Source organism: Pseudomonas sp. CC11G, from assembly GCF_056174845.1.
Genome location: NZ_JBWBZC010000001.1, coordinates 862408 through 883141, shown reverse-complemented (window position 1 = coordinate 883141; position 20734 = coordinate 862408). Strand labels below are relative to the sequence as shown.

General features: G+C 60.9%; 22 protein-coding genes. 12 read left to right on the top strand and 10 right to left on the bottom strand.

What is annotated here, in order from left to right; translation table 11 throughout:
• Positions 1-29 precede the first annotated feature (29 nt).
• Positions 30-287 (top strand): YebG family protein, encoded by a 258-nt coding sequence (locus AC0V2S_RS04125; RefSeq protein ID WP_110616633.1) that lies wholly within the window; start codon positions 30-32, stop codon positions 285-287.
• A 158-nt stretch (positions 288-445) separates the two neighbouring features.
• Here the strand turns inward: AC0V2S_RS04125 and trxB are convergent, their stop codons facing one another.
• Positions 446-1387 (bottom strand): thioredoxin-disulfide reductase, encoded by a 942-nt coding sequence (trxB, locus tag AC0V2S_RS04120; RefSeq protein ID WP_475508617.1) that lies wholly within the window; start codon positions 1385-1387, stop codon positions 446-448.
• Between the two features lie 417 nt (positions 1388-1804).
• Between trxB and cysZ the strand changes: the two genes are divergently transcribed.
• Entirely contained in the window at positions 1805-2545 is a 741-nt protein-coding gene (gene cysZ / locus AC0V2S_RS04115) for a sulfate transporter CysZ (RefSeq protein WP_475508616.1), read from the top strand.
• A 70-nt stretch (positions 2546-2615) separates the two neighbouring features.
• On the opposite strand, the gene AC0V2S_RS04110 is transcribed toward cysZ, so the two are convergent.
• On the bottom strand, positions 2616-3794 hold the full coding sequence (locus AC0V2S_RS04110; protein ID WP_475508615.1) for an anthrax toxin-like adenylyl cyclase domain-containing protein: 1179 nt from the start codon (positions 3792-3794) through the stop codon (positions 2616-2618).
• A 310-nt stretch (positions 3795-4104) separates the two neighbouring features.
• On the opposite strand from AC0V2S_RS04110, the gene AC0V2S_RS04105 reads away from it, so the two are divergent.
• Entirely contained in the window at positions 4105-5259 is a 1155-nt protein-coding gene (locus AC0V2S_RS04105) for a glycosyltransferase family 4 protein (protein ID WP_475508614.1), read from the top strand.
• Between the two features lie 46 nt (positions 5260-5305).
• On the opposite strand, the gene AC0V2S_RS04100 is transcribed toward AC0V2S_RS04105, so the two are convergent.
• Both AC0V2S_RS04100 and AC0V2S_RS04095 read right to left on the bottom strand, forming a co-directional pair.
• The gene (locus AC0V2S_RS04100; protein WP_475508613.1) at positions 5306-5593 is read right to left on the bottom strand and encodes a PA4642 family protein; all 288 of its coding nucleotides are present in this window, start codon (positions 5591-5593) and stop codon (positions 5306-5308) included.
• A 61-nt stretch (positions 5594-5654) separates the two neighbouring features.
• Positions 5655-6131, bottom strand: coding sequence for a hypothetical protein (locus AC0V2S_RS04095; protein ID WP_475508702.1), 477 nt, complete (start codon positions 6129-6131; stop codon positions 5655-5657).
• 175 nt (positions 6132-6306) lie between these two features.
• Between AC0V2S_RS04095 and AC0V2S_RS04090 the strand changes: the two genes are divergently transcribed.
• The 6 genes from AC0V2S_RS04090 to AC0V2S_RS04065 all read left to right on the top strand — a co-directional run bounded on the left by AC0V2S_RS04090 (position 6307) and on the right by AC0V2S_RS04065 (position 11649).
• A complete protein-coding gene (locus AC0V2S_RS04090; RefSeq protein ID WP_475508612.1) occupies positions 6307-7251 on the top strand; it encodes a 4-hydroxyproline epimerase in 945 nt (314 codons plus the stop codon).
• On the top strand, positions 7248-8354 hold the full coding sequence (locus tag AC0V2S_RS04085; RefSeq protein WP_475508611.1) for an NAD(P)/FAD-dependent oxidoreductase: 1107 nt from the start codon (positions 7248-7250) through the stop codon (positions 8352-8354). Before AC0V2S_RS04090 ends, AC0V2S_RS04085 begins: the two co-directional genes overlap by 4 nt.
• Positions 8351-8587, top strand: a complete 237-nt coding sequence (locus AC0V2S_RS04080) for a (2Fe-2S)-binding protein (protein WP_475508610.1) — start codon at positions 8351-8353, stop codon at positions 8585-8587. Before AC0V2S_RS04085 ends, AC0V2S_RS04080 begins: the two co-directional genes overlap by 4 nt.
• Positions 8584-9858: an FAD-dependent oxidoreductase gene (locus AC0V2S_RS04075; RefSeq protein WP_475508609.1), complete on the top strand. Its 1275-nt coding sequence runs from the start codon at positions 8584-8586 to the stop codon at positions 9856-9858. Before AC0V2S_RS04080 ends, AC0V2S_RS04075 begins: the two co-directional genes overlap by 4 nt.
• 32 nt (positions 9859-9890) lie before the next feature.
• Positions 9891-10640: an AraC family transcriptional regulator gene (locus AC0V2S_RS04070; protein WP_475508608.1), complete on the top strand. Its 750-nt coding sequence runs from the start codon at positions 9891-9893 to the stop codon at positions 10638-10640.
• 91 nt (positions 10641-10731) lie between these two features.
• A complete protein-coding gene (locus AC0V2S_RS04065) occupies positions 10732-11649 on the top strand; it encodes a dihydrodipicolinate synthase family protein (RefSeq protein ID WP_475508607.1) in 918 nt (305 codons plus the stop codon).
• A gap of 75 nt (positions 11650-11724) precedes the next feature.
• On the opposite strand, the gene AC0V2S_RS04060 is transcribed toward AC0V2S_RS04065, so the two are convergent.
• Positions 11725-12282 carry a hypoxanthine-guanine phosphoribosyltransferase gene (locus tag AC0V2S_RS04060; protein ID WP_475508606.1) on the bottom strand — a complete coding sequence of 186 codons (558 nt, stop codon included), beginning with the start codon at positions 12280-12282 and terminating at the stop codon, positions 11725-11727.
• Positions 12283-12545: 263 nt separating this feature from the next.
• Between AC0V2S_RS04060 and upp the strand changes: the two genes are divergently transcribed.
• Both upp and AC0V2S_RS04050 read left to right on the top strand, forming a co-directional pair.
• A complete protein-coding gene (gene upp, locus AC0V2S_RS04055) occupies positions 12546-13184 on the top strand; it encodes a uracil phosphoribosyltransferase (protein WP_475508605.1) in 639 nt (212 codons plus the stop codon).
• A 3-nt stretch (positions 13185-13187) separates the two neighbouring features.
• Positions 13188-14462 (top strand): uracil-xanthine permease family protein, encoded by a 1275-nt coding sequence (locus tag AC0V2S_RS04050; protein WP_475508604.1) that lies wholly within the window; start codon positions 13188-13190, stop codon positions 14460-14462.
• Positions 14463-14540: 78 nt separating this feature from the next.
• Here the strand turns inward: AC0V2S_RS04050 and AC0V2S_RS04045 are convergent, their stop codons facing one another.
• Complete coding sequence (locus AC0V2S_RS04045) at positions 14541-15566, bottom strand: Leu/Phe/Val dehydrogenase (protein ID WP_475508603.1); 1026 nt, start codon at positions 15564-15566, stop codon at positions 14541-14543.
• A 167-nt stretch (positions 15567-15733) separates the two neighbouring features.
• Here AC0V2S_RS04045 and AC0V2S_RS04040 point away from each other — a divergent pair, with 167 nt between their 5' ends.
• On the top strand, positions 15734-16537 hold the full coding sequence (locus tag AC0V2S_RS04040; RefSeq protein ID WP_475508602.1) for a SirB1 family protein: 804 nt from the start codon (positions 15734-15736) through the stop codon (positions 16535-16537).
• A gap of 336 nt (positions 16538-16873) precedes the next feature.
• On the opposite strand, the gene AC0V2S_RS04035 is transcribed toward AC0V2S_RS04040, so the two are convergent.
• From AC0V2S_RS04035 to AC0V2S_RS04020, 4 genes are all read right to left on the bottom strand, one after another.
• The gene (locus AC0V2S_RS04035) at positions 16874-18043 is read right to left on the bottom strand and encodes an integrase core domain-containing protein (protein WP_475508601.1); all 1170 of its coding nucleotides are present in this window, start codon (positions 18041-18043) and stop codon (positions 16874-16876) included.
• Between the two features lie 225 nt (positions 18044-18268).
• Entirely contained in the window at positions 18269-18688 is a 420-nt protein-coding gene (locus AC0V2S_RS04030) for a diguanylate cyclase domain-containing protein (RefSeq protein WP_475508600.1), read from the bottom strand.
• The gene (locus AC0V2S_RS04025) at positions 18679-19863 is read right to left on the bottom strand and encodes a CHASE domain-containing protein (protein ID WP_475508599.1); all 1185 of its coding nucleotides are present in this window, start codon (positions 19861-19863) and stop codon (positions 18679-18681) included. The genes AC0V2S_RS04030 and AC0V2S_RS04025 overlap by 10 nt, the downstream gene beginning before the upstream one ends.
• Positions 19864-19865: 2 nt before the next feature.
• Entirely contained in the window at positions 19866-20687 is an 822-nt protein-coding gene (locus AC0V2S_RS04020; protein ID WP_475508598.1) for a substrate-binding periplasmic protein, read from the bottom strand.
• Between the last annotated feature and the right edge of the window lie 47 nt (positions 20688-20734).

Genomic DNA, 20734 nt, shown 5'->3' with positions numbered 1-20734 from the left:
TAATAGCTTGCTAGAAGGTGAGGTGATGAATGGCCGTCGAAGTGGTGTACCGCAGCAGTCGCGATCCGGAGCGCTTGTTCATGGATAAAGCCGAAGCCGATCGTTACGACAAGATGCTGGAGTTGGCCGAATCGTTGGCCGATGTGCTGCAAAAAGCCGTGCCGTCGCTAAGCGAGCAGCAGGTTGAGGAGATTGGTATTTACATGGCGAAGAATCGCGATGTGTTTGCTAAAGCCTTTAAGAATCCAGAGGCGCTCAACGAATTGATCAGTCCTGAAGAAGCCTGATCAACGCGCTCTTAAAAAAGTAGTGGCCCTAATTCGGTCGAGGGTTTCGGGGCGAAGGCCAGGCAAGGCGCACCGGAGCTTTTAAGCGCAGCGTACTCCAGTACGTGAGCATTAAAAGCGAGGACGCAACGCAGCATGGCCGAAGCCCCGGAAGCCGATTAGGCTTCCAGATAACGTTCTGCGTCTAAGGCCGCCATGCAACCCGCGCCTGCCGACGTAATCGCCTGCCGATACACATGATCCGCCACATCCCCCGCCGCAAATACGCCAGGAATGCTGGTAGCAGTGGCGTTGCCATCACGGCCACCATTCACCACCAGATAACCGTCTTTCAATGCCAGCTGGCCTTCGAACAACGCCGTGTTTGGCGTATGACCGATGGCGATAAATACGCCGTCCACTTTCAACTCTGAACTGCCGCCGTCGTTGTGCTGCAAGCGCACACCGGTCACGCCTTTTGCATCGCCCAGCACTTCGTTTACCGAGGCATTCAGCTTGAGCTCAATCTTGCCTTCGGCTACCCGAGCATAAAGTTTGTCGATCAGAATCTTCTCGGCGCGGAAGGTCTCGCGACGGTGTACCAGGGTCACTTTGCTGGCGATATTGGCCAGGTACAACGCTTCTTCCACCGCCGTGTTGCCACCACCGACCACCGCCACTTCGCGGTTGCGGTAGAAAAAACCGTCGCAGGTGGCGCAGGCCGATACGCCCTGCCCCATGTATTGCGCTTCCGAAGGCAAACCCAGGTAACGGGCGCTGGCGCCGGTGGCGATGATCAGCGCGTCGCAGGTATAGGTAGCGCTGTCGCCGGTAAGGGTGAACAGCTTGCCGGCCAGGTCGACGGCGTTGATATGGTCGAAGACGATCTCGGTTTCAAAGCGCTCGGCGTGTTCCTGCATACGCTGCATCAGCGCAGGACCCGTCAGGCCGTGCACGTCGCCGGGCCAGTTATCCACTTCAGTGGTCGTAGTCAGTTGCCCGCCGGCCTGCATGCCGGTAATCAGCAGCGGCTTGAGGTTGGCGCGGGCGGCATACACCGCCGCCGAATAACCGGCAGGGCCTGAGCCGAGAATGATGACGCGAGCGTGACGAACCGACATTGACCGCCTCCTCTCCTGGCCGCAGCCAGAAATAAAAAGGGGCACCCGAGCACTTGGGGAAGGCTTTAGAGAGTGGGTGTCCCGCAAACAATGCCCGCAGTACGGGCTGAATGGCGGCAAGGTTACTCAGACGTTTCCAAGGCAGGAAGTGTCGAATTCTTATGCGTTCGATAGTCCGGCGCTATCCCACGCTTTTGATTTTGATCTGGCTTCTTAACGGCCTCGCGGGCTAGGTCAGGCAAGGCGAGGTTGGTTTTTAAAGCGCAGCGTACTTAAGGTACGTGAGCATTTAAAAATCGAGCTCAACGCAGCATGGCCGACGTCCCGCGAGGTCGCAGACAAACTGAAACAGCGACAGGCTTTCGATGTCTGCATGAAGCGTTTATGTTCGGCCCGTGCTTTTAAAAGGAAAACCCAATGCCCGCTCCCGTTCTCTCCGGCCCCCAATACCTGCGCGAAGGCCTGAAACTGGTGCTCAGCCCAGGCCTGCGCCTGTTCGTGCTGCTGCCGCTGGCCATCAACCTGATCCTGTTTATCGGCCTTATCGGCTTCGCCGTGCAGGAGTTCAACGGCTGGCTTAATGCGCTGATGCCCAACCCGGACGGTTGGCTCAGCTTTCTCAGCTGGATTCTCTGGCCGATATTTTTCGTGCTGATTCTGCTGATGGTGTTTTTCACCTTCACCACCCTGGCCAATATCATCGCCGCGCCGTTCAACGGCTTTCTCTCGGAAAAAGTGGAAGTGGTGGTACGCGGCGAAGACACCTTTCCACCGTTTCGCTGGGGCGAACTGGTGGCCATGGTGCCGCGCACGTTGGGCCGCGAAATGCGCAAGCTGGGCTACTTTCTGCCGCGCGCCATCGGCCTGTTTATCCTCTCGTTTATCCCCGGCCTGAATATCATCGCCGCGCCGCTGTGGGTGCTGTTCGGCATCTGGATGATGTGCGTGCAGTACATCGACTACCCGGCTGACAACAACAAACTCGGCTGGAATGAAATGCTCGCCTGGCTACGGGAAAAGCGATGGCAGAGTCTGGGCTTTGGTGGCTCGGTGTACCTGGCGTTGCTGATTCCGGGCGTCAACGTGGTGATGATGCCCGCCGCCGTGGCCGGTGCGACCTTGTTCTGGGTGCGCGAACGCACTGCCCGTTCGAACTGACCCATACATAAAAAAGGCAGCCCGTTTGACCGGGCTGCCTGCTTACAACGGATGACGCTTAACCCAATAGTTAAATGCGGTTGCTAGTACCCGGGCTATATCCCTCGCGCTTCAACTCCTCCTGAAACTTATCCAGCTCCTGCTTGGTATTTATTTGCACCGGCTTTTTGCCCGGCACAAAAAAGATAGGTTTGTCGTTAGGGTCAAAGCCGGGGCTAAACGGGTTGTTAGCTTCGTCGCCATGCCAGACCAACGCCCCTCCTTGATAACCCTCGTTCTGCGCTGCCTTGTTCAAGCTTTTGACGATGGTTCGGGTGTAATGGCTAATGTTGCCCATGTTGGGATCACCCGCCTTGCCCGGCGGCAGAGCACTGGAAAACAGCGGCAGCCCCTTTTCACCCCACGCCCCATACTCAAAGCGCGCCCCGATATGAAACGGAGTCTCGTTGTAGTTTTGCGACCATTTCGGCGAGAGGCTGAAAAGGTCGTAATCCGCCGTAATGGGTAATGGATGATGCGACGTTGCGCCCACCTCTGGCGGGTTGGTCAACACGCGCACCGGTTTTCCGCTTTGATTCAATACCGCCCCATCCTTGCCGATGGAAAAGCGCTGAGTGCCTGAAGGGTACTGCGCCGCGTACTGGTCATTGCCAAGTGACTTTAAATCCCCCGTTTTCAACAATTCCTGCACGCGCTTCGGCGACAAGTTCAGCGGTACCAGTTCTGCCCCTTTATCCACACTTTCTTTGATGTATTTTTTCTGCACGTCATGCTTGGCCACCGGCACTTTTGAGTACTCCGGGCTTTCAGCAATAAACCCAGCAGTCGGCCCGGTTGGGCTGGACTTGGCCTTCACATGGAAATTCTTGGAGGGAAAACCCTCAGTCAACAAACTTGCGCCCAGTGGGTTGGGAGCGCGCAAACCAATTACGGTTTTGTATTTTTCCGCGACGGCTTGAAAAGCGTTTGAATACAGAACCTCCACATCAGTGCGGGCAGGAGGAGGCAAGTTTTCTACCCGCGTTTTCGTTATCAATGGCGCATCTTTAGCCAGTCTCATCAACCCGCCTGTTTCTACCGGGTATTTATGGCCTTGATCATCGATATCAATGCGGGTTGGATAGGCGATCTCGATCACAGGCACGCCGTTGGGTGCGCTGATCACGTTAGTGTCAGAGGGGCGGATCGGATCGACCACAATCTCGGCCACCGCCCAGCCAGGCAGACTGGCAAGCAACAGCGTCACCACAAGAGGTTTTACCGGCGACGCCGCTTTCTGCTGCCCCGGCTTCCGCTGGGTGCGAGCGATTTCGGCTACAGGAATAAAAAGCCAAGTGGCTTACTGAAAATAAGGCGGAAGCAGCGCGTGTTCATGGTGGCTCAGTCAAAAGGAGGAGGGCGCAAACTCTATGCGCTGTCTCCCCTGCTACCCTGTAATCGTCCTCTTAAGCCCCCTACACCTATTGCCTACAAATTGGCACAAAACGCCTATACCCACCGTCAACGAAAAGCCACAAAACCGTCACACAGGTTAAACGGCGCCCATTGACACTGGCGTCATGAGCCAATCCCCCTTGCATATCGCGCTGATCAGCGAAACCTTTCCCCCGGAAATCAACGGCGTCGCCAATACGCTGGGGCGGCTATGTGCGGGCCTGCGCGAACGGGGCCATCGGCTGCAACTGATACGCCCACGGCAAAGCGGCGATGACGGGCAGAAAAGCACCGATGAATTGCTGCTCACCCGCGGCTGGCCAGTGCCCGGTTATCCCGGTTTGCAGTGGGGCCAGGCCTCGATGCACAAGCTGCTGCGGCGCTGGAAACGCCAGCGTCCGGATGTGCTGTATATCGCCACCGAAGGCCCGTTGGGGCTCTCGGCCCTACGCGCGGCGCGGCGTTTGCACATCCCGGTGATCAGCGGCTTTCACACCAATTTTCAGCAATACAGCAGCCTGTACGGGTTTGGTTTGCTGACCCGTTTTCTGACCAACTACCTGCGCTGGTTTCACAACCGCTCGCAGCTCACCCTGGTGCCCAGTGCCAGTCAGAGCCTGGAGTTGCAGCGGCGCAGTTTCGAGCGGGTGCACTTGTTGGCCCGAGGCGTGGATAGCCAGCTGTTCCACCCGGCCAAACGCAGCAGCGCGCTGCGAACCGACTGGGACCTGGCGGACGACGAACTGGCTGTGCTGCATGTCGGACGCATTGCGGCGGAAAAGAACCTGGGGTTGTTGGTACGCAGCTTTCGCGCCCTGCAAGAACGTTATCCACAGCGGCGCATGAAGCTGGTGCTGGTCGGCGACGGGCCGCAACGTGCCGCGCTGCAAAAGGAACTGCCGGACGCCGTGTTCTGCGGGATGCAACGCGATCAGGCCTTGGCTGCGCACTACGCCAGCGCCGACCTGTTTCTGTTTCCCAGCCTCTCGGAAACCTTCGGCAATGTGCTGCTCGAAGCGTTGGCGTCGGGGCTCGCGGTGGTGGCCTTTGATCAGGCGGCGGCCGGGCAACACGTTCGCCACGGCCATAACGGCGCGTTGGCGATGCCCGGTGATGAAGCGGCGTTTATCGACAGCGCCTGCTGGCTGCTGGAAGACCCGGAAACCTTGCGCCGGGTGCGCTTGAATGCCCGCCAGCATGCCAGTCGCCAGGGCTGGCCGGCGATTGTGCAGCAGTTTGAAACGTACTTGCGTACGGCCGGTAGCCTGCAGCCGTTGTAGAAATAAAAAGCCCGCACTAAGCGGGCTTTTTCACGACGGCGTGCGGTTACCCGCGAGCAGCCTTGATCGCCTCGATATAGGGCTCAGCCAGACGCTGGTCCTGAATCAGGGCTACAAAGTCATGGCCCTGGGCATCTTTGGCGTTGAGGTCGAAACCGGCTTCCACGAAAAAACCCAGGAAGCGTTCGAAGTCGTCGATACGCAGGCCACGGTAGGCCTTGACCAGCTTGTGCAGCGACGGCGGGGTGTCGTCGGCCGGTTCCACGCTCAGGAACAGTTTGATCGGCTCGTCACCAATCTCTTCGCCAATCACCTGTTTCTTGTCTTTACGCATGATCACTTCTCTTAACGGGGGAACGCCGGGCCGGCAGTTTACTCCGCCCCGGGCCGCGGGCTCAACGCGCGCGCTGCACGCCAGTGTGCAGGTCGGCCCACACGTGGCCGTTGGGGTAACTCAGAAACTGCACATACACCGTGCCGTTGCGCAGCAAGTCGAGCAGCACGCGGTACTGCGCCAGCGGGTAGTTGAGGGTCAGGGTTTTGCTGGCCTCGTCATAGCTCGGACGTTTCAGGCTTTTGCCTTCGGACTCGAACCGCACCACTACCTTGCTCGCCGCTGCGCCTTTGCTCACCGCTTTGGTTTTCAGCAGCAGCCAGGTGGGCGAAGTGATGGGAATGGGTTGCTGGTTGGATTCGCGCTGGCTGCCGACCACCACCGAGTACTCGGTCACTTGCAGCACTTGCTGTTGCTCGGGCGCGTCCGAGCGCAGGTTCTGCTCGTCCGGGGGCAGATATTGGTCATGGGGCAATGCGGCAAACGCCAGGGACGAACCACCGAGCAACAGCGCCAACAGGGAAACACGCAACACGATTACGTCCTCGCAGAAAATCAGCGAGCAACCTTAGCACGCAGGCCGGGTGTGCTGTGCGTAGCCTGGCGTACGGCTCTGTGCCGATTTCGTCTTCAAGACGGTACAAAACCCTCAAGCCGCCCCCGCCCGAAAAGCTCAGGCTTGCCGTTACTTCCAAGGCTTTCGGGGACGATCCATGCGGCGCATCCAGATTATCGACAGCCACACCGGCGGCGAACCGACCCGCCTGGTCATCGACGGTTTTCCCGACCTGGGCAGCGGCAGCATGGCCGAACGCCGTGCGCTATTGGCCGAACGCTTCGATGCCTACCGCGCCGCCACCGTGCTGGAGCCACGCGGCAGCGACGTACTGGTGGGCGCCCTGCTCTGCGCCCCGGTCGACCCGACGGCCTGTGCCGGGGTGATCTTTTTCAATAACAGCGGTTACCTCGGTATGTGCGGCCACGGCACCATCGGCCTGGTGATTTCGCTCGCCCATATGGGTCGCATCGGGCCGGGCACGCACCGCATCGAAACGCCGGTGGGCACGGTGCAAGCCACCTTGCACGACGACCACTCGGTGAGCGTGCGCAATGTGCCGGCTTATCGCTTTCGCTCTGCGGTCACCGTCGAGGTGCCAGGCTACGGCGCGGTTACCGGCGACATCGCCTGGGGCGGCAACTCGTTCTTTCTGGTCAGCCAACATGGCCAGCGCATCGACGGCAGCAACCTGGATGCCCTGACGGCCTACACGGTGGCGGTCAGCGCCGCGCTGCAAGCCCAGGGCATTTACGGCGAGGACGGCGGCGTCATCGACCATATCGAACTGTTCGCCGACGACCCTGAGGCCGACAGCCGCAACTTCGTGCTTTGCCCCGGTAAGGCCTACGACCGCTCGCCCTGCGGAACCGGCACCAGCGCCAAGCTGGCGTGCCTGGCAGCCGACGGCAAACTCAAACCGGGCGAAATCTGGCGCCAGGCCAGTGTGATCGGCAGCCAGTTCGAAGGCAGTTACGAATGGCTTAACGACGGCGAACCGGGCCGCGTCATTCCCACCATTCGCGGCCGCGCGCACCTGAGTGCCGAGGCCACCCTGCTGCTGCAAGACGACGACCCGTTCGCCTGGGGCATCGTGCTGTGAATGCCGACGTCATCATCGTCGGCGCCGGCATTATCGGCGCGGCATGCGCCCATGCATTCGCCGAGCGCGGCCTGGATGTGCTGCTGCTCGACGACCAGCGCGGCGGCGCCACGGCCGCCGGCATGGGCCACCTGGTGGTGATGGATGACAACCCGGCCGAGTTGGCCCTTAGCCAATATTCCCTGAGCCTGTGGCGGCACTGGGCGCCCTTGTTGGCTGACGACTGCGCCTACCGTAACTGCGGCACGCTGTGGCTGGCCGCCAATGATGAAGAGCTGGCGGTGGCCGAACAGAAACGCGCGCTGCTCGAAGGCGAAGGCCTGGGCTGCCGCATGCTGACGGCCAGCGCCGTGCAGCAGGCCGAGCCGCTGCTGCGGCCTGGGTTGGTCGGCGGCCTGCATGTGAGCGGCGACGGCATTGTATATGCGCCCAATGTGGCCCGTTGGCTGGTGGCCCAGCAGCCGGCGCGTGTTCGTCAGCGGCAGGCACAGGTCAGTGAAGTCAGCGGCAATCGGGTAAAGCTCGGCAGCGGCGAATGGTTAAGCGCTGAAGCCGTCGTGCTGGCCACCGGCAGCGCCCGCGAGCTGTGCCCGGAGTTACCGATTCGGCCGAAAAAAGGCCACCTGCTGATCACCGACCGCTACCACGCGGGCATCCGCCATCAACTGGTGGAACTGGGTTATGTGAGCAGCGCCCACAGCAGCTCCGGCACGTCGGTGGCGTTCAATGCGCAGCCGCGACCGACCGGGCAGATCCTGATTGGCTCGTCCCGGCAATTTGACAGCCTCGACCCCGAGATTGAGCACGACGTATTGGCGCGCATGCTGCAGCGGGCCATCGACTATCTGCCGGGGCTCGCGCAGCTCAATGCCATCCGCAGCTGGACCGGCTTTCGCGCCGCCACGCCGGATAGCTTGCCGCTGCTGGGCCCGCACCCGACTCAACCCGGCCTGTGGCTGGCACTCGGGCATGAAGGCTTGGGCGTCACCACCGCACCGGCCAGCGCGCAATTGCTGGTCGCACAGCTCTTCAAGGAAACCTGCGCAATCGATACCACGCCCTACCTGCCGCAGCGTTTTGCCGCAGTGGAGCAGCCGGCATGATCGAACTCCATATCAACGGCCAAGCCCTGCGCGTCGCCCCCGGCACCAGCGTGGCCGCCGCGCTGTACTTGGCTGGCGATGGCAGCACCCGCACCGCCGTCAGCGGCCAACGCCGCGCGCCATTGTGCGGCATGGGCATCTGTCAGGAATGCCGGGTGACTATCGACGGCCAGCGGCGCCTGGCCTGCCAGACGGCGTGCAGCGCAGGAATGCAGGTGGAGAGCCAGCCATGAAGCGCGAGTTCGATCTGCTGATTATCGGCGCCGGTCCGGCGGGCATGGCGGCGGCTGTGGCGGCCAGTGCGAGCGGCCAGCGCATTGCCCTGCTGGACGACAACCCGGCCACCGGCGGGCAGATCTGGCGCGCCGGCGTAAAAGCACCGACTTACCCGGCGGCGGAAAAACTGCGCGATCAACTTAGCGCTGCAAACACCATCGAGCTATTCACCGCCACCCGCGTGATCGCCCACACCGGCCACCACGAACTGCTGCTGGAAAACGCCCTGCACAGCTGGCGCATCGGCTACGGGCAATTGATTTTCTGCAGCGGCGCTCGCGAAGTGCTGCTGCCCTTCCCCGGCTGGACGTTGCCCGGCGTGACCGGCGCCGGCGGCTTGCAGGCGCTGATCAAAGGCGGAATGCCGGTGCGCGGCGAGCGCGTGGTAATTGCCGGCAGCGGACCGTTGTTATTGGCCAGCGCGGCCAGCGCCAAGGCGGCAGGCGCGCACATTGAGTACATCGCCGAGCAGGCATCAAAGGCGCAGTTGGCGGCCTTCGCCCTGCAGTTACCGCGCTGGCCGGGCAAGTTGCGTCAGGCCATTCAACTGTTCGACCGGCATTACCGCGCGGACAGCCAGGTTGTTGAAGCGCTGGGCGATAAGCGCGTGGAGGCGGTGCGCATTCGCCGGGGCAATCACCTGATCGAAATCCCCTGCGACCGGGTCGCCTGCGGGTTCGGTCTGCGTGCCAATACCGACCTTGCGCAGACCTTGGGCTGCACAATTGAAGCCCAAGCTATCGCTGTGGATAACCTGCAACGCACCACCCTCGCCCACCATTTTGCCGCCGGCGAATGCACCGGCATCGGTGGCAATGAATTGGCGCAAGTAGAAGGCGCCATCGCGGGTTTTGCCGCCGTCGGTTTACTGGATCAGGCAGCGGCGTTAACGGCCCAGCGCCAGCACTGGCAACGTTTTGCCGATCTGCTCAAACGCCACTTCGCCCTCAACCCCGCGCTGAAAAACCTGCCTGCCGCGGACACCCTGTTATGCCGCTGCGAAGACGTGCCCTACGGCGCCGTAGCCCAACACGCCAACTGGCACCAGGCCAAGTTGCACAGCCGCTGCGGCATGGGCGCGTGCCAGGGCCGGGTATGCGGTACGGCGGCCGAGTTTCTGCTGGGCTGGCCGACGCCAACGCTGCGTGCGCCTTTTGTACCGGCACGCCTCGACAGCCTGCTGCACAGTGCCGCGCTTTCCAGCGCAGCGCCCGCGGCCGTAGAGTAGGTCCGCCGCCATGACCGGAGTGTTCCAGGCCAATGTTCCCCGCCCCGCTGCCCACCCCACGGAATTTGCCCGACCTGCTCGGCAGCCTGACGCAGATTGCGCCCCTGCTGGATGCCATGCCCGGCGTGGTGTTTTTTATCAAGGACATGCAGGCCCGCTACGTGCTGGCCAACCAGACGCTCGCCCAGCGCTGCGGCCTGAAGGACAAAAACGAGTTACTGGGCAAGACCGCCGCCGAGGTATTCCCGGCGCGCTTTGGCTCGCTGTACACCGAGCAGGACCGGCAAGTGATGGGCGGCGGCAATCCCCTAAGCGATCAGCTCGAACTGCACCTCTACCCCGGCCGCGAACCGGGCTGGTGCCTGACCCACAAGCTGGCGTTGCGCGACCTGCATGGCTCGATCATCGGCATGGCGGGCATTTCCTACGACCTGCTGGCGCCGCAGTCCAGCCATCCGGCGTACCAGAAGCTGGCCAGCGTCGATGCGCATATTCGCCAACACTTCGCCCAGCCCATCAGCCTTGGCGATCTGACCGCGATTGCCGGCTTGTCGGTGGCGCAACTGGAGCGGCACTGCAAACGCATCTTCCAGCTCACGCCACGGCAGATGATTCACAAAGCCCGCTTGGGCGCGGCCTCGCAATTGCTGGCCGGCGAATTGCCGATCACCGACATCGCCTTGCGTTGTGGCTACACCGACCACAGTGCGTTCAGCCGGCAGTTCAAAGCGCTGACCGGGCTGTCGCCGACGCGTTATCGCGAAAGCCTCGCCACCCAATAACCCACGTTATCCACACCCCGCACGGGCGCTTTTCCCGCGTGGCCGTGTGCCCGTCATTTGCATTTATCCACAGCCAATCCTGGAGTCGAGCATGAGCAGCAAACCTAGCTGGAGTGGGGTTTTCCCCGCCGTTACCACGCAATTTCGCGCCGACTTCTCGGTCGACCTGGACGCCACCCACGCCGTGATAAGCGGCCTGGTGCGCGACGGGGTGTCGGGCCTGGTGATTTGCGGCACGGTGGGGGAAAACACCTCGCTGAGCGTCGAGGAAAAAATCAGCCTGGTGGAAGTGGCCAAAGACGCCGCAGCCGGGCGCGTGCCGGTGATTTCCGGCGTCGCCGAATTCACCAGTTTGAATGCCAGCAAAGTGGCCAAGGAAGTTCAACGCGTGGGCGCCGACGGCATCATGCTGATGCCCGCGCTGGTGTACTCCTCCAAACCCTTTGAAACCGCCGCGCACTTTCGCAGTGTGGCGGCCAGCATCGACCTGCCGGTGATGGTTTACAACAACCCGCCGATCTACAAAAACGACGTGACGCCGGACATCCTGATTTCACTGGCCGACTGCGACAACATCGTCTGCTTCAAGGATTCCTCCGGCGACACCCGGCGCTTTATCGACGTGCGCAATGAAGTGGGCGACCGCTTTGTGCTATTCGCAGGCTTGGATGATGTGGTGCTGGAAAGCATTGCGGTGGGCGCGGTGGGCTGGGTGTCGGGCATGTCGAATGCCTTCCCCAAAGAAGGCGAAACGCTGTTCCGCCTGGCGAAAGCCGGGCGCTTTGCCGAAGCCATGCCACTGTATGAATGGTTTATGCCGCTGCTGCATTTGGATGCGCGGCCGGACCTGGTGCAATGCATCAAGCTTTGCGAGCAGATCATGCAACGCGGCAGCGCCCTCACCCGTCCACCGCGTTTGGCGTTGCCGGACAGTGACCGGTTGTTTGTGGAAGGCGTGATGGAGAAGGCGCTGGCCAAGCGGCCGGTGTTGTTGGATGTAGGGTTGTAACGGAAGTAGAAACGGCCAACCGCTGTTCGCCGCCATACATCTGCGCACCTGGATCCAGAATCTCGAACGTAACGCTTACATCCCTTTTACGGCGTAGATGCCCGGCGCATTACGCCAGTAGCCTTTGTAGTCCATGCCATACCCAAACACATACCGGTCCACACACGGCATGCCCACGTAATCCGCCTTCAGATCCGGCCGTGCCTTGCGGTCGTGGGTCTTGTCGACCAGCACCGCAATGCGCACGTTCCGCGCGCCAGCATGGCGGCAGAAGTCGATGATCGCGCCCAGGGTGTGGCCTTCGTCGAGGATGTCGTCGATAACCAGCACGTCGCGGTCGATAAAGGAGATTTCCGGTTTGGCTTTCCAGAACAACTCGCCGCCGCTGGTTTCATTGCGGTAGCGGGTGGCGTGCAGGTAGGAGAGTTCCAGCGGGAAGTCGAGCTTGGGCAGCAATTTGCCGGAGAAGATCAGCCCGCCGTTCATGACGCAGAACACCACCGGGTTGCTGTCGCCCATTTCGCTGTTGATGGCGCTGGCCATGGTGTCGATGGCCACTTCGACCTCGGCGTTGCTGTACAGGCAATCGGCTTCGGCCATCACTTGACGGATGTGGGCAATATCGACGGACATGGGCTATTCCTCACGGGGTTTAGGTGCGCTGATCAAAACCTGATCAAGGCGTCAAAATAAAAGTCGGCAAAGGTACGCATCCCCTTGCCGTGGGGCAAGCCCCGTCGGTCACGTGTCGCCAATGACGCGCCGCGTATCTGCTTGCGACATCTCCTGTCTTGCAGAACAGGAAATCTGCCTGACCACGCGGTCACCGCGCCACTTGGCATATCGAATGCTTTACTCTTGTCACAATTTTTTGCAGCCCGTTTCGGAGCCTACCCATGCCCATCCGTGAAATCCGCCACCCACTGATCCGCCACAAGCTAGGTCTGATGCGTCGCGCCGATATCAGCACGAAAAACTTCCGCGAATTGGCACAGGAGGTGGGCGCACTGCTCACTTACGAAGCCACCCAGGACCTGCCCCTGGAAAGCTACGCCATTGATGGCTGGTGTGGCAGCGTGCAAGTGGAAAAAATTGCCGGCAAGAAGATCACCATAGTCCCGATTCTGCGCGCGGGCATCGGCATGCTCGAAGGCGTGCTCAGCCTGATTCCGGGCGCCAAGGTCAGCGCGGTGGGCGTGGCCCGCAACGAAGAAACCCTGCAAGCACACACCTACCTGGAAAAGCTGGTGCCGGAAATTGATGAGCGCCTGGCGCTGATCATCGACCCGATGCTGGCCACCGGCGGCTCGATGGTCGCCACCATCGATCTGCTGAAAAAAGCCGGCTGCAAAGACATTCGCGCCATGGTGCTGGTGGCCGCGCCAGAAGGCATCAAGGCGGTGCAAGACGCGCATCCCGAAGTGATGATTTTCACCGCCTCCATCGATGAAAAACTCAACGAACACGGTTACATCATTCCCGGGCTGGGCGATGCCGGCGACAAGATCTTCGGTACCAAGCAAAAGGACGCCTAACCCATGCAGGACGAATTCAACGATCCACTCTGGCGCACCGTGCTATCGGGTGCGCAAATGCTGTTCGTGGCCTTCGGCGCCCTGGTGCTGATGCCGCTGATTACCGGGCTGGATCCCAACGTGGCGCTGTTTACCGCGGGCCTGGGCACCATCTTGTTCCAGATCGTCACAGGTCGGCAGGTGCCGGTATTTCTCGCCTCGAGCTTTGCCTTTATTACCCCGATCATTCTCGCCAAGGGCCAGTTCGGCCTGGCCGCGACCATGGGCGGTATCGTCGCCGCCGGCTTCGTGTACACCTTTCTGGGCCTGGCGGTAAAAATCAAAGGCACCGGCTTTATCGACCGTCTGCTTCCGCCGGTGGTAATTGGCCCGGTGGTGATTTCCATCGGCCTGGCCATGGCGCCTATCGCCGCCAATATGGCGATGGGCAAAGCCGGTGATGGTACCGAGCTGATCCCGTACAAAATCGCCATGCTGATCTCCATGCCGGCGCTGCTGACCACCTTGATCGTGGCCGTGTTTGGCAAAGGTATTTTCCGCCTGGTGCCGATCATTTCCGGCGTGCTGGTGGGTTTTGCTCTGGCGTTCTATTTCGGCGTAGTCGACACCGCCAAGATTGCCGCCGCACCGTGGCTCGAACTGCCGAAATTCACCGCGCCGGAATTCAACTGGCAGGCCATTCTGTTCATCGTGCCGGTCGCCCTGGCACCGGCCATTGAACACATCGGCGGCGTAATTGCGGTGGGCAGCGTGACCGGTCGCGACTACCTGAAAAAACCTGGCCTGCACCGCACCCTGCTGGGTGACGGCATTGCCACCTCGGTGGCCGGCCTGTTCGGTGGCCCGCCCAACACCACCTACGCCGAAGTGACTGGCGCGGTGATGCTGACCAAAAACTACAACCCGAAAATCATGACCTACGCGGCTCTGTTCGCCATCGTGCTGGCCTTTATCGGCAAGTTCGGCGCACTGCTGCAAAGCATCCCGGTGCCGGTCATGGGCGGCATTCTTTGCCTGCTGTTCGGTTCCATTGCAGCGGTAGGCATGAACACCCTGATTCGCCACAAGGTCGACCTGGCCGAGGCGCGCAACCTGGTGATCGTGTCGGTGACCTTGGTGTTCGGTATCGGCGGTGTACTGGTGGGTACCGGCACCGGCCCGGACGATGTGGGCCTCAAGGGCATCGCCCTGTGCGCCATCGTCGCCATCGCCCTGAACTTGCTGCTGCCGGGTAACGACAGCTGGAAGCGCAAGGCTGAAGGCGAGATTGATTTGTAAGCGAACAGCATCGCGGCTGAAGCCGCTCCTACGGGGTGCACAATCCGTGGGAGCGCCTTCAGCCGCGATGCGCTTGATCTAACGATTCCCGTACAAAATCCGCTCCGCCAACGCATCCGCCACCCTGGCCGGTGAGCGTTTATCGGCTTGCGCGTGGCCGTAGATTTCGGTCAGACGCCGATCAATCTGCGTCAGATGGGCCGTAATCGCCGGCAACTCCTCCCCCCGGTGTTTCAGCGCGACATAAATCAGCCCGCCGGAATTGATCACATAATCCGGCGCGTAAAGAATGCCGCGCGCTTCCAGCTCATCGGCCACGCTGGGGTTAAGCAATTGGTTATTCGCCGCGCCGGCCACCGCAGAACAGCGCAACTTGGCTACGCTCGCGCTATTGAGCACGCCGCCCAACCCGCAGGGCGCGAGGATGTCGCATGGAGTGCAGAGCAGCGCTTCATTGGCCACCGGACGCGCGTTCAGTTGTTCCACCGCCAGTTGCACGCGACCTGGGTCGAGGTCGCTGACCAACAGCTCGGCACCCGCCGCATGCAGTTGTTCGGCCAGCGCATAGCCCACATTGCCCAAGCCCTGAATGGCTACACGCAGCCCTTCCAGGTCATCGCTACCCAAACGCGCTTGCGCCGTAGCACGTATGCCAGCGAACACGCCCATGGCGGCATGCGGCGAAGGGTCGCCGGCGCTAGTCGTGCTCGTAACATGGCCAGTGAACTGCGCCACGCAGTCCATATCGGCGCTGAGGGTGCCGCTGTCGACGGCGGTGATGTACTGGCCGCCGAGGCTATCGACAGCACGACCAAACGCTTCGAACAGCTCGGCGCGGTTATCCACACCCGGCGGGCGCAGAATCACCGCCTTGCCGCCGCCCTGGGCCAAGCCCGCCAACGCCGCCTTGTAGCTCATGCCCTGGGCCAGGCGCACGGCGTCATCGATGGCGCTTTTTTCGTCGGGGTAGCTCAGGTACCGGCAACCGCCCAGAGCAGGGCCCAGGCGAGTGTTGTGAATAACGATGATGGCCCGCAGCCCGGTGACAGAATCATTAAAACAATGCAGGGCCTCGACACGTGCCGCTTCCATTAAAGCGAACATGCGGTGACTCCTTGTTTTTGTAATTCCAACCAGTATAGGTAAGCGCCTGCAACCCAACCGACCAGCCGGGCATAAGCATTTCAGCCAGCCCTCTGGACCGGGCATAACGGGGCGCTGGACGAAGGGCGAGCGAAGCGCTACAAACCTAGGGCGACCCGGAGAATCCGATGACCCCACGCCAAGCCTGCCTCGCCTGCCTAGACCGTGAACCGCCCGCGCTGTTCGAAGCTGCGCTGTGGGTAGCCGCTGAACACGACGACAGCTTGGTGCCGCAGCAAGTGATGCGCGATTTCAGCGGCCTGACCCAGCTAGTCAGCAGCGGCTTGCCCCACCTCCCGGCGAACGAGCTAGCCCAGCCATTACTGCGCCGCCTCGGCGAGCTGGACTTCCATGAAGACGACAGCACCCCACTACTCCCGCGCAGCGCCCTGCTCGACCAGGTACTGCTGCGCCGGCGCGGCCAACCCCTGTCGCTGGCGTTAATTGCTCTGGAGCTCGCCGAGCGCCTGCAAATCCCCCTGCAAGGCGTGAACTTCCCCGGCCATTTTCTACTGCGCGTACCCGGCGCCGACCACCTGCTCGACCCCAGCAGCGGCCGCCGCCTGTACACCCGCGACTGCCGCGAACTGCTGCTGCGCACCCTGGGCCCCAAAGCCGAACTGCAAGCCGGCCACCTGCAAAGCTGCAACCCGCGGCAAATGCTACAACGCCTGTCACGCAACCTGCGCAGCCTGCACACCCAAGCGCAAGAACCGCTGGCGGCGCTCAAGGACGCCGAACGCGTATTGCTGCTGGGGCAACCGAATCTGGTCGACCACCTGGCCCGCGCGGATATCTATCGGCAACTGGAATGCCCGCAGGCGGAGCGATACGACGTGGAGCATGCGCTGCTACTGTGCGACGACACGGCGCAGCGGTTGCTGCTTAGTGAACGGCTGCGGCAATTGCGGGCGACGCCCGAACTGCATTGAGGTCTGGTCTTAAATCGCCTTTTTCAGGAATCGAGGCTGAAGCCTCTCCCACAAACAGCTCGGTCCCTGCGAGGCTTCAGCTTCGAGTTTTTGATCTGCTTTTGATCCGCTTTTGATCTACCGCTGTTGATCTGCCCGCCCCTTGAGCGCAGGCCGAGCGCAGTCGTCGTGGAAGGGGTTGAGCGGCAGGAGCCGCGAAAGGCAAAGACGGGCCATGGATGGCCGCGTTTTGCCGGCCCCTGGAGCGGCGACGGAGCGAGGGGAGTTTTCACGCAGTGAAAACCCAAGGTAGGGGCAAGTGTACGAGACAACCACATGGGTAACAAAAGTGTTCAGTCACATGGGTGACACTTTCAAGGATAGATATCCATCCTTCTGCTCCCTTTCGTCCAGCCTACCGATCACTACCGGGCCGAAATGTATGGCCCAAAGATCATCGCCAATTTGCTCCAGCCCAACTAGCTCGTGCTTCAACAGGTGCCCCACATAGATGCGCATGCCGTGCCGATTGATGATTCCGCTGCAGTCGGCACGGTGTGGTTCGACATAGCCAGGATAGGCCGGCTCCGGCAACCGTTCAGGGTATGGGCGTGGCGAACTCTGGTAGTGCGATTTGGGCGTGCTCTGGTTTAGCGCTTCGTGCGGCCGCTGCTCATTGTAGTTGTGACGAAACAGGTCGAACTGCTTTTGCTGCTCTGCCATATGCGCAGAACAGGGGTGAGTGACGGCGCGTTTCAACGTGCGATGCATGCGTTCGTGGCGCCCATTCTGTTCGGGGCGACCAGGTGCTATTCGCTCAGGAATGATGCCCAGCCGTAACCACCAAATGGACAATTGGCTTAGGCCGGTTTTGCCAGCGCTGGCGAAAGGGGTTCCGTTGTCTGTTCTCAGGCGCGAAGGTAATCCGTAGCAGCGAAACAGGTGTTCAAAAGCCGACTGGGTTTCCTTCAATCGCGTGCCAGACATGCCTTCGCAAGCCAGCAGAAAGCGGCTGGCGTGATCCATCACCGTCAACGGATAACACCACTTCCCGTCCTGAGTCAGGAATTGGCCTTTGTAGTCGGCGCTCCAGAGTTCATTAGGTTCGTTGGTGGATTTAAGCGGCTTTGGATAGCTGGGCACCCGCTTACGAAGCCGGCGGGGCGTGACCAACCCCGCCTGCTTAAGGATGGTGTAGATCGTGGTCCGGGAAGGACTCTGCCCAGGGTATCGCTGCTCCACCAGTGCCTGGATCTTCTTCGGTCCCAGCTCAACGGCAGATCGGCGCCTCAGATCGAGGATGTATTCACGAATAACAAAGGGGGTGCACACCTGTTCGCGGCGGCGGCGACTTTGCTCAGCCAACCCCTCCATACCGGCTAGGTTGTAGCGTTCCACCCACTTGTAGCCGGTCTTTCGACTGATGCCGAAGTGCTCGCACAACGCAGTGAAGCTGCTGACCTGCCTGAGGTAGTCAGCAATAAACAACACTTTCTCGTCCATAGGTTTCAGTTCTCGCCACGGCATGGGGCACCCTCCTGAGGAGACCCCACTAGGTTAAAAACTGTTACCCATGTGGTTGAACTGATTTGTTACCTATGTGGGTGAGTCGTACCCAAGCCGTTTTTGGTTACTTTTTAGGGCGACTGCTAAAAAGTGACTCGCGCGTAAGGCGCGAAACAAAAACGCCCAGCACACGCGGTAATGAAGAAGTCCCCAAAACCACAGCCATCACCAAACCACCAAATATCCCTACCCCAGAACATTCACCCCAGCCCGATACAACTGCACCTGATTGCGCCCATTATCCTTAGCCAGATACATCGCCGCGTCAGCATTCTTAGTGAGCTGCACCTCGTCCTGCCCATGCTCAGGAAACAGCGCAATCCCCGTACTCGACGACAAACTAAGCGGCTGCCCGCAGCCCAACTCAAACGGCTCATTCAGCGCCTCACGAATCTTCTCCGCCACCAGCAACGCATCCTCATCACCATCAATCACCGGCAACAACACCACAAACTCATCCCCGCCCATACGCCCCACAATGTCCGACTCCCGCACACAGTGCTGCAAACGCTTGGCAACCTCCTGCAGCAACGCATCCCCCACATGATGCCCCAGGGTGTCGTTAATGGGCTTGAACCGATCCAGGTCGATAAACATCAGCGCCAACCGCGTGCGGTTGCGCCGCGCCTGAGCCAGGGCATGGCTGAGATGATCACTGAACAACGCCGGTTAGGCAGATCGGTCAGCGCATCGTGCTCGGCCTGATGGCGCAGCCGGGTTTCGCTGTCGCGCAACTCACGGGTCATTTCCCGCGCCAACGTTAACGCCCGCGAATGCCCAGTGGTCAGCACCCAGGTAAGCACGGCAAGCAACAGGCTCAAGGCCAGACCGGCGCCCGCGATCAACCCCGAGTTGTCCTTGCTGATCGGCCGCGCCCGACGCTGTTCGCCGAGCATTTCCAGGGTCCAGGTACGGCCGGCGACTTCGAGGTATTCCACCGCGTCGCTGTGGCCGATAGCGTTGCGGCCGTTGTCTTGGCTGGAGTCGTAGAGCAGCGATTGCTTGGCCTGCTTCACCCCTTCATAAATACGGATCGGCATCGCCGTGGAACGCGTGCCATACAGGCTGGCCATCAACTTGTTGATACGCAGCGGCGCCACCACCCAACCGATAATGGCCGCGCGGCGTTCTTCCAGGGTTTGATGGGGCTTGCCCTTGGCATACACCGGCAGAAACATCAGAAAGCCGGCCTTGGTTTGCGCATCCGTCTCGCCGGGAATAACCAGTTCCACCTTGCCGGTGATTTTCGCATCGCCCGAATCGCGGGCCCGCTCCATGGCCGAGCGCCGCTCCGCGTCGACGTAGGGGTCGATACCCAGAATCAGGTGGCTGTTGCCCGACAGCAATTCCATCTGCACCACCGGCGCATAGAAGTCGCGGTCGCTCTCAGGGCGCACTTGGTAATCGGGCACCCCGCTGCTGCGCTGCTGGTCGATCAGCGCCGGCAAATCAGCCCGCGCCGTCCACTGCAAAAAGCCAATGCCTTCCAGGCCGCCGTATTCGGCGCCCAGTTGCAGCGAGTCCAGGTAGGTTTTGAATTCCTCGCGGCGCACCAAATCGGAGGCGGCGAACAAACCCTGCACACCGCGAAGCACCTGTTCATAGGCGGCGATGCGCTGGTCGATATTGCCGGTGGCTTCACGCAGGTTGTAATCGGCGGCTTCCAGGCGGTCGATCTGAGCGTTGCGCTGCTCGTGGTGCCACAGCCAATAAGTGACCCCGAGCGATATCAGCAGCATCAGCGGCGCGAGCAATTTGTAGCGCAAGCCAAGGCGGGACATGATCAGAAATCAACCAGCGTATGGGCCAAGTCCGCTGGCAAGTATTTGGCGAAAATGCGCTCCACCGTGCCGTCGGCACGCATGTCATCGACGATGGCCCGCCACTGCGCGCGCTCCTCGATGCTCAGAGATTTGTTGGACATGATCAGCCCGTGGGGCGTCGGCGCATCGCCGGTTTCCACCACGCGGGTGTGCTGGCGAATCTCCTCGCTCTGCACCTGGGGATAGTCGAACGGCTCAATGATCATGCCCTGGATCTGGTTGGCCATCAGCACCTCATACAACGGCTCAAGGCGAGCGGCATGGCGCACGCGGCGCTGGGCGGTCAGGTCATCGACCAGGTCGTTGGCTTTGGGGCTGTAGCGAAAGCTGCGGATTATCCCCAGCTGCAAGGCGGGGTTGGCGGCAAAGTCGGCAAGCTTCTGCACCTCGGCATCTTTGCGCACCAGCAGATAGAACTGGTCGGAAAAGTACCAGGCAAAGCTGGCGTAGCGGTTGCGCGCCTCATCGGCGATGCCGGACAGGCTGAAATCCAGACCGCCCTGCTCGATCAATTGCCAGATACGCGCGCGCGGCAATAACGACACGGTGACCTTGCAGCCACTGCGCTTGATCAGTTCATCCGAGAAATCTTTGTCGATGCCGGCGTCGGTATCGGCTGAATAAAGCAGGCCGTGGTCATGCAGGGCCAGGGTCATGGTGCGGGTGCAATTAATCCCTGGTGCAGCCAGCACCAGTGACGAGCCCCCCAGCGTGAGCGCACTCAGCAATATAGAAAGAAACAGCCGCATTACACCCACTACCCCGAATACGGACGACACCATGCGTAAGATATTTCCTACTTATACGCCTGCCCAAGCAAAAGAGTAGG

Bases quoted from the DNA above. Each gene is read 5' to 3' on its own strand.
- AC0V2S_RS04125 (WP_110616633.1), top strand. From the start codon at position 30: ATGGCCGTCGAAGTGGTGTACCGCAGCAGTCGCGATCCGGAGCGCTTG.
- trxB (WP_475508617.1), bottom strand. From the start codon at position 1,387: ATGTCGGTTCGTCACGCTCGCGTCATCATTCTCGGCTCAGGCCCTGCC.
- cysZ (WP_475508616.1), top strand. From the start codon at position 1,805: ATGCCCGCTCCCGTTCTCTCCGGCCCCCAATACCTGCGCGAAGGCCTG.
- AC0V2S_RS04105 (WP_475508614.1), top strand. From the start codon at position 4,105: ATGAGCCAATCCCCCTTGCATATCGCGCTGATCAGCGAAACCTTTCCC.
- AC0V2S_RS04100 (WP_475508613.1), bottom strand. From the start codon at position 5,593: ATGCGTAAAGACAAGAAACAGGTGATTGGCGAAGAGATTGGTGACGAG.
- AC0V2S_RS04090 (WP_475508612.1), top strand. From the start codon at position 6,307: ATGCGGCGCATCCAGATTATCGACAGCCACACCGGCGGCGAACCGACC.
- AC0V2S_RS04080 (WP_475508610.1), top strand. From the start codon at position 8,351: ATGATCGAACTCCATATCAACGGCCAAGCCCTGCGCGTCGCCCCCGGC.
- AC0V2S_RS04075 (WP_475508609.1), top strand. From the start codon at position 8,584: ATGAAGCGCGAGTTCGATCTGCTGATTATCGGCGCCGGTCCGGCGGGC.
- AC0V2S_RS04070 (WP_475508608.1), top strand. From the start codon at position 9,891: ATGTTCCCCGCCCCGCTGCCCACCCCACGGAATTTGCCCGACCTGCTC.
- AC0V2S_RS04065 (WP_475508607.1), top strand. From the start codon at position 10,732: ATGAGCAGCAAACCTAGCTGGAGTGGGGTTTTCCCCGCCGTTACCACG.
- AC0V2S_RS04060 (WP_475508606.1), bottom strand. From the start codon at position 12,282: ATGTCCGTCGATATTGCCCACATCCGTCAAGTGATGGCCGAAGCCGAT.
- upp (WP_475508605.1), top strand. From the start codon at position 12,546: ATGCCCATCCGTGAAATCCGCCACCCACTGATCCGCCACAAGCTAGGT.
- AC0V2S_RS04050 (WP_475508604.1), top strand. From the start codon at position 13,188: ATGCAGGACGAATTCAACGATCCACTCTGGCGCACCGTGCTATCGGGT.
- AC0V2S_RS04045 (WP_475508603.1), bottom strand. From the start codon at position 15,566: ATGTTCGCTTTAATGGAAGCGGCACGTGTCGAGGCCCTGCATTGTTTT.
- AC0V2S_RS04040 (WP_475508602.1), top strand. From the start codon at position 15,734: ATGACCCCACGCCAAGCCTGCCTCGCCTGCCTAGACCGTGAACCGCCC.
- AC0V2S_RS04035 (WP_475508601.1), bottom strand. From the start codon at position 18,043: ATGCCGTGGCGAGAACTGAAACCTATGGACGAGAAAGTGTTGTTTATT.
- AC0V2S_RS04025 (WP_475508599.1), bottom strand. From the start codon at position 19,863: ATGTCCCGCCTTGGCTTGCGCTACAAATTGCTCGCGCCGCTGATGCTG.
- AC0V2S_RS04020 (WP_475508598.1), bottom strand. From the start codon at position 20,687: ATGGTGTCGTCCGTATTCGGGGTAGTGGGTGTAATGCGGCTGTTTCTT.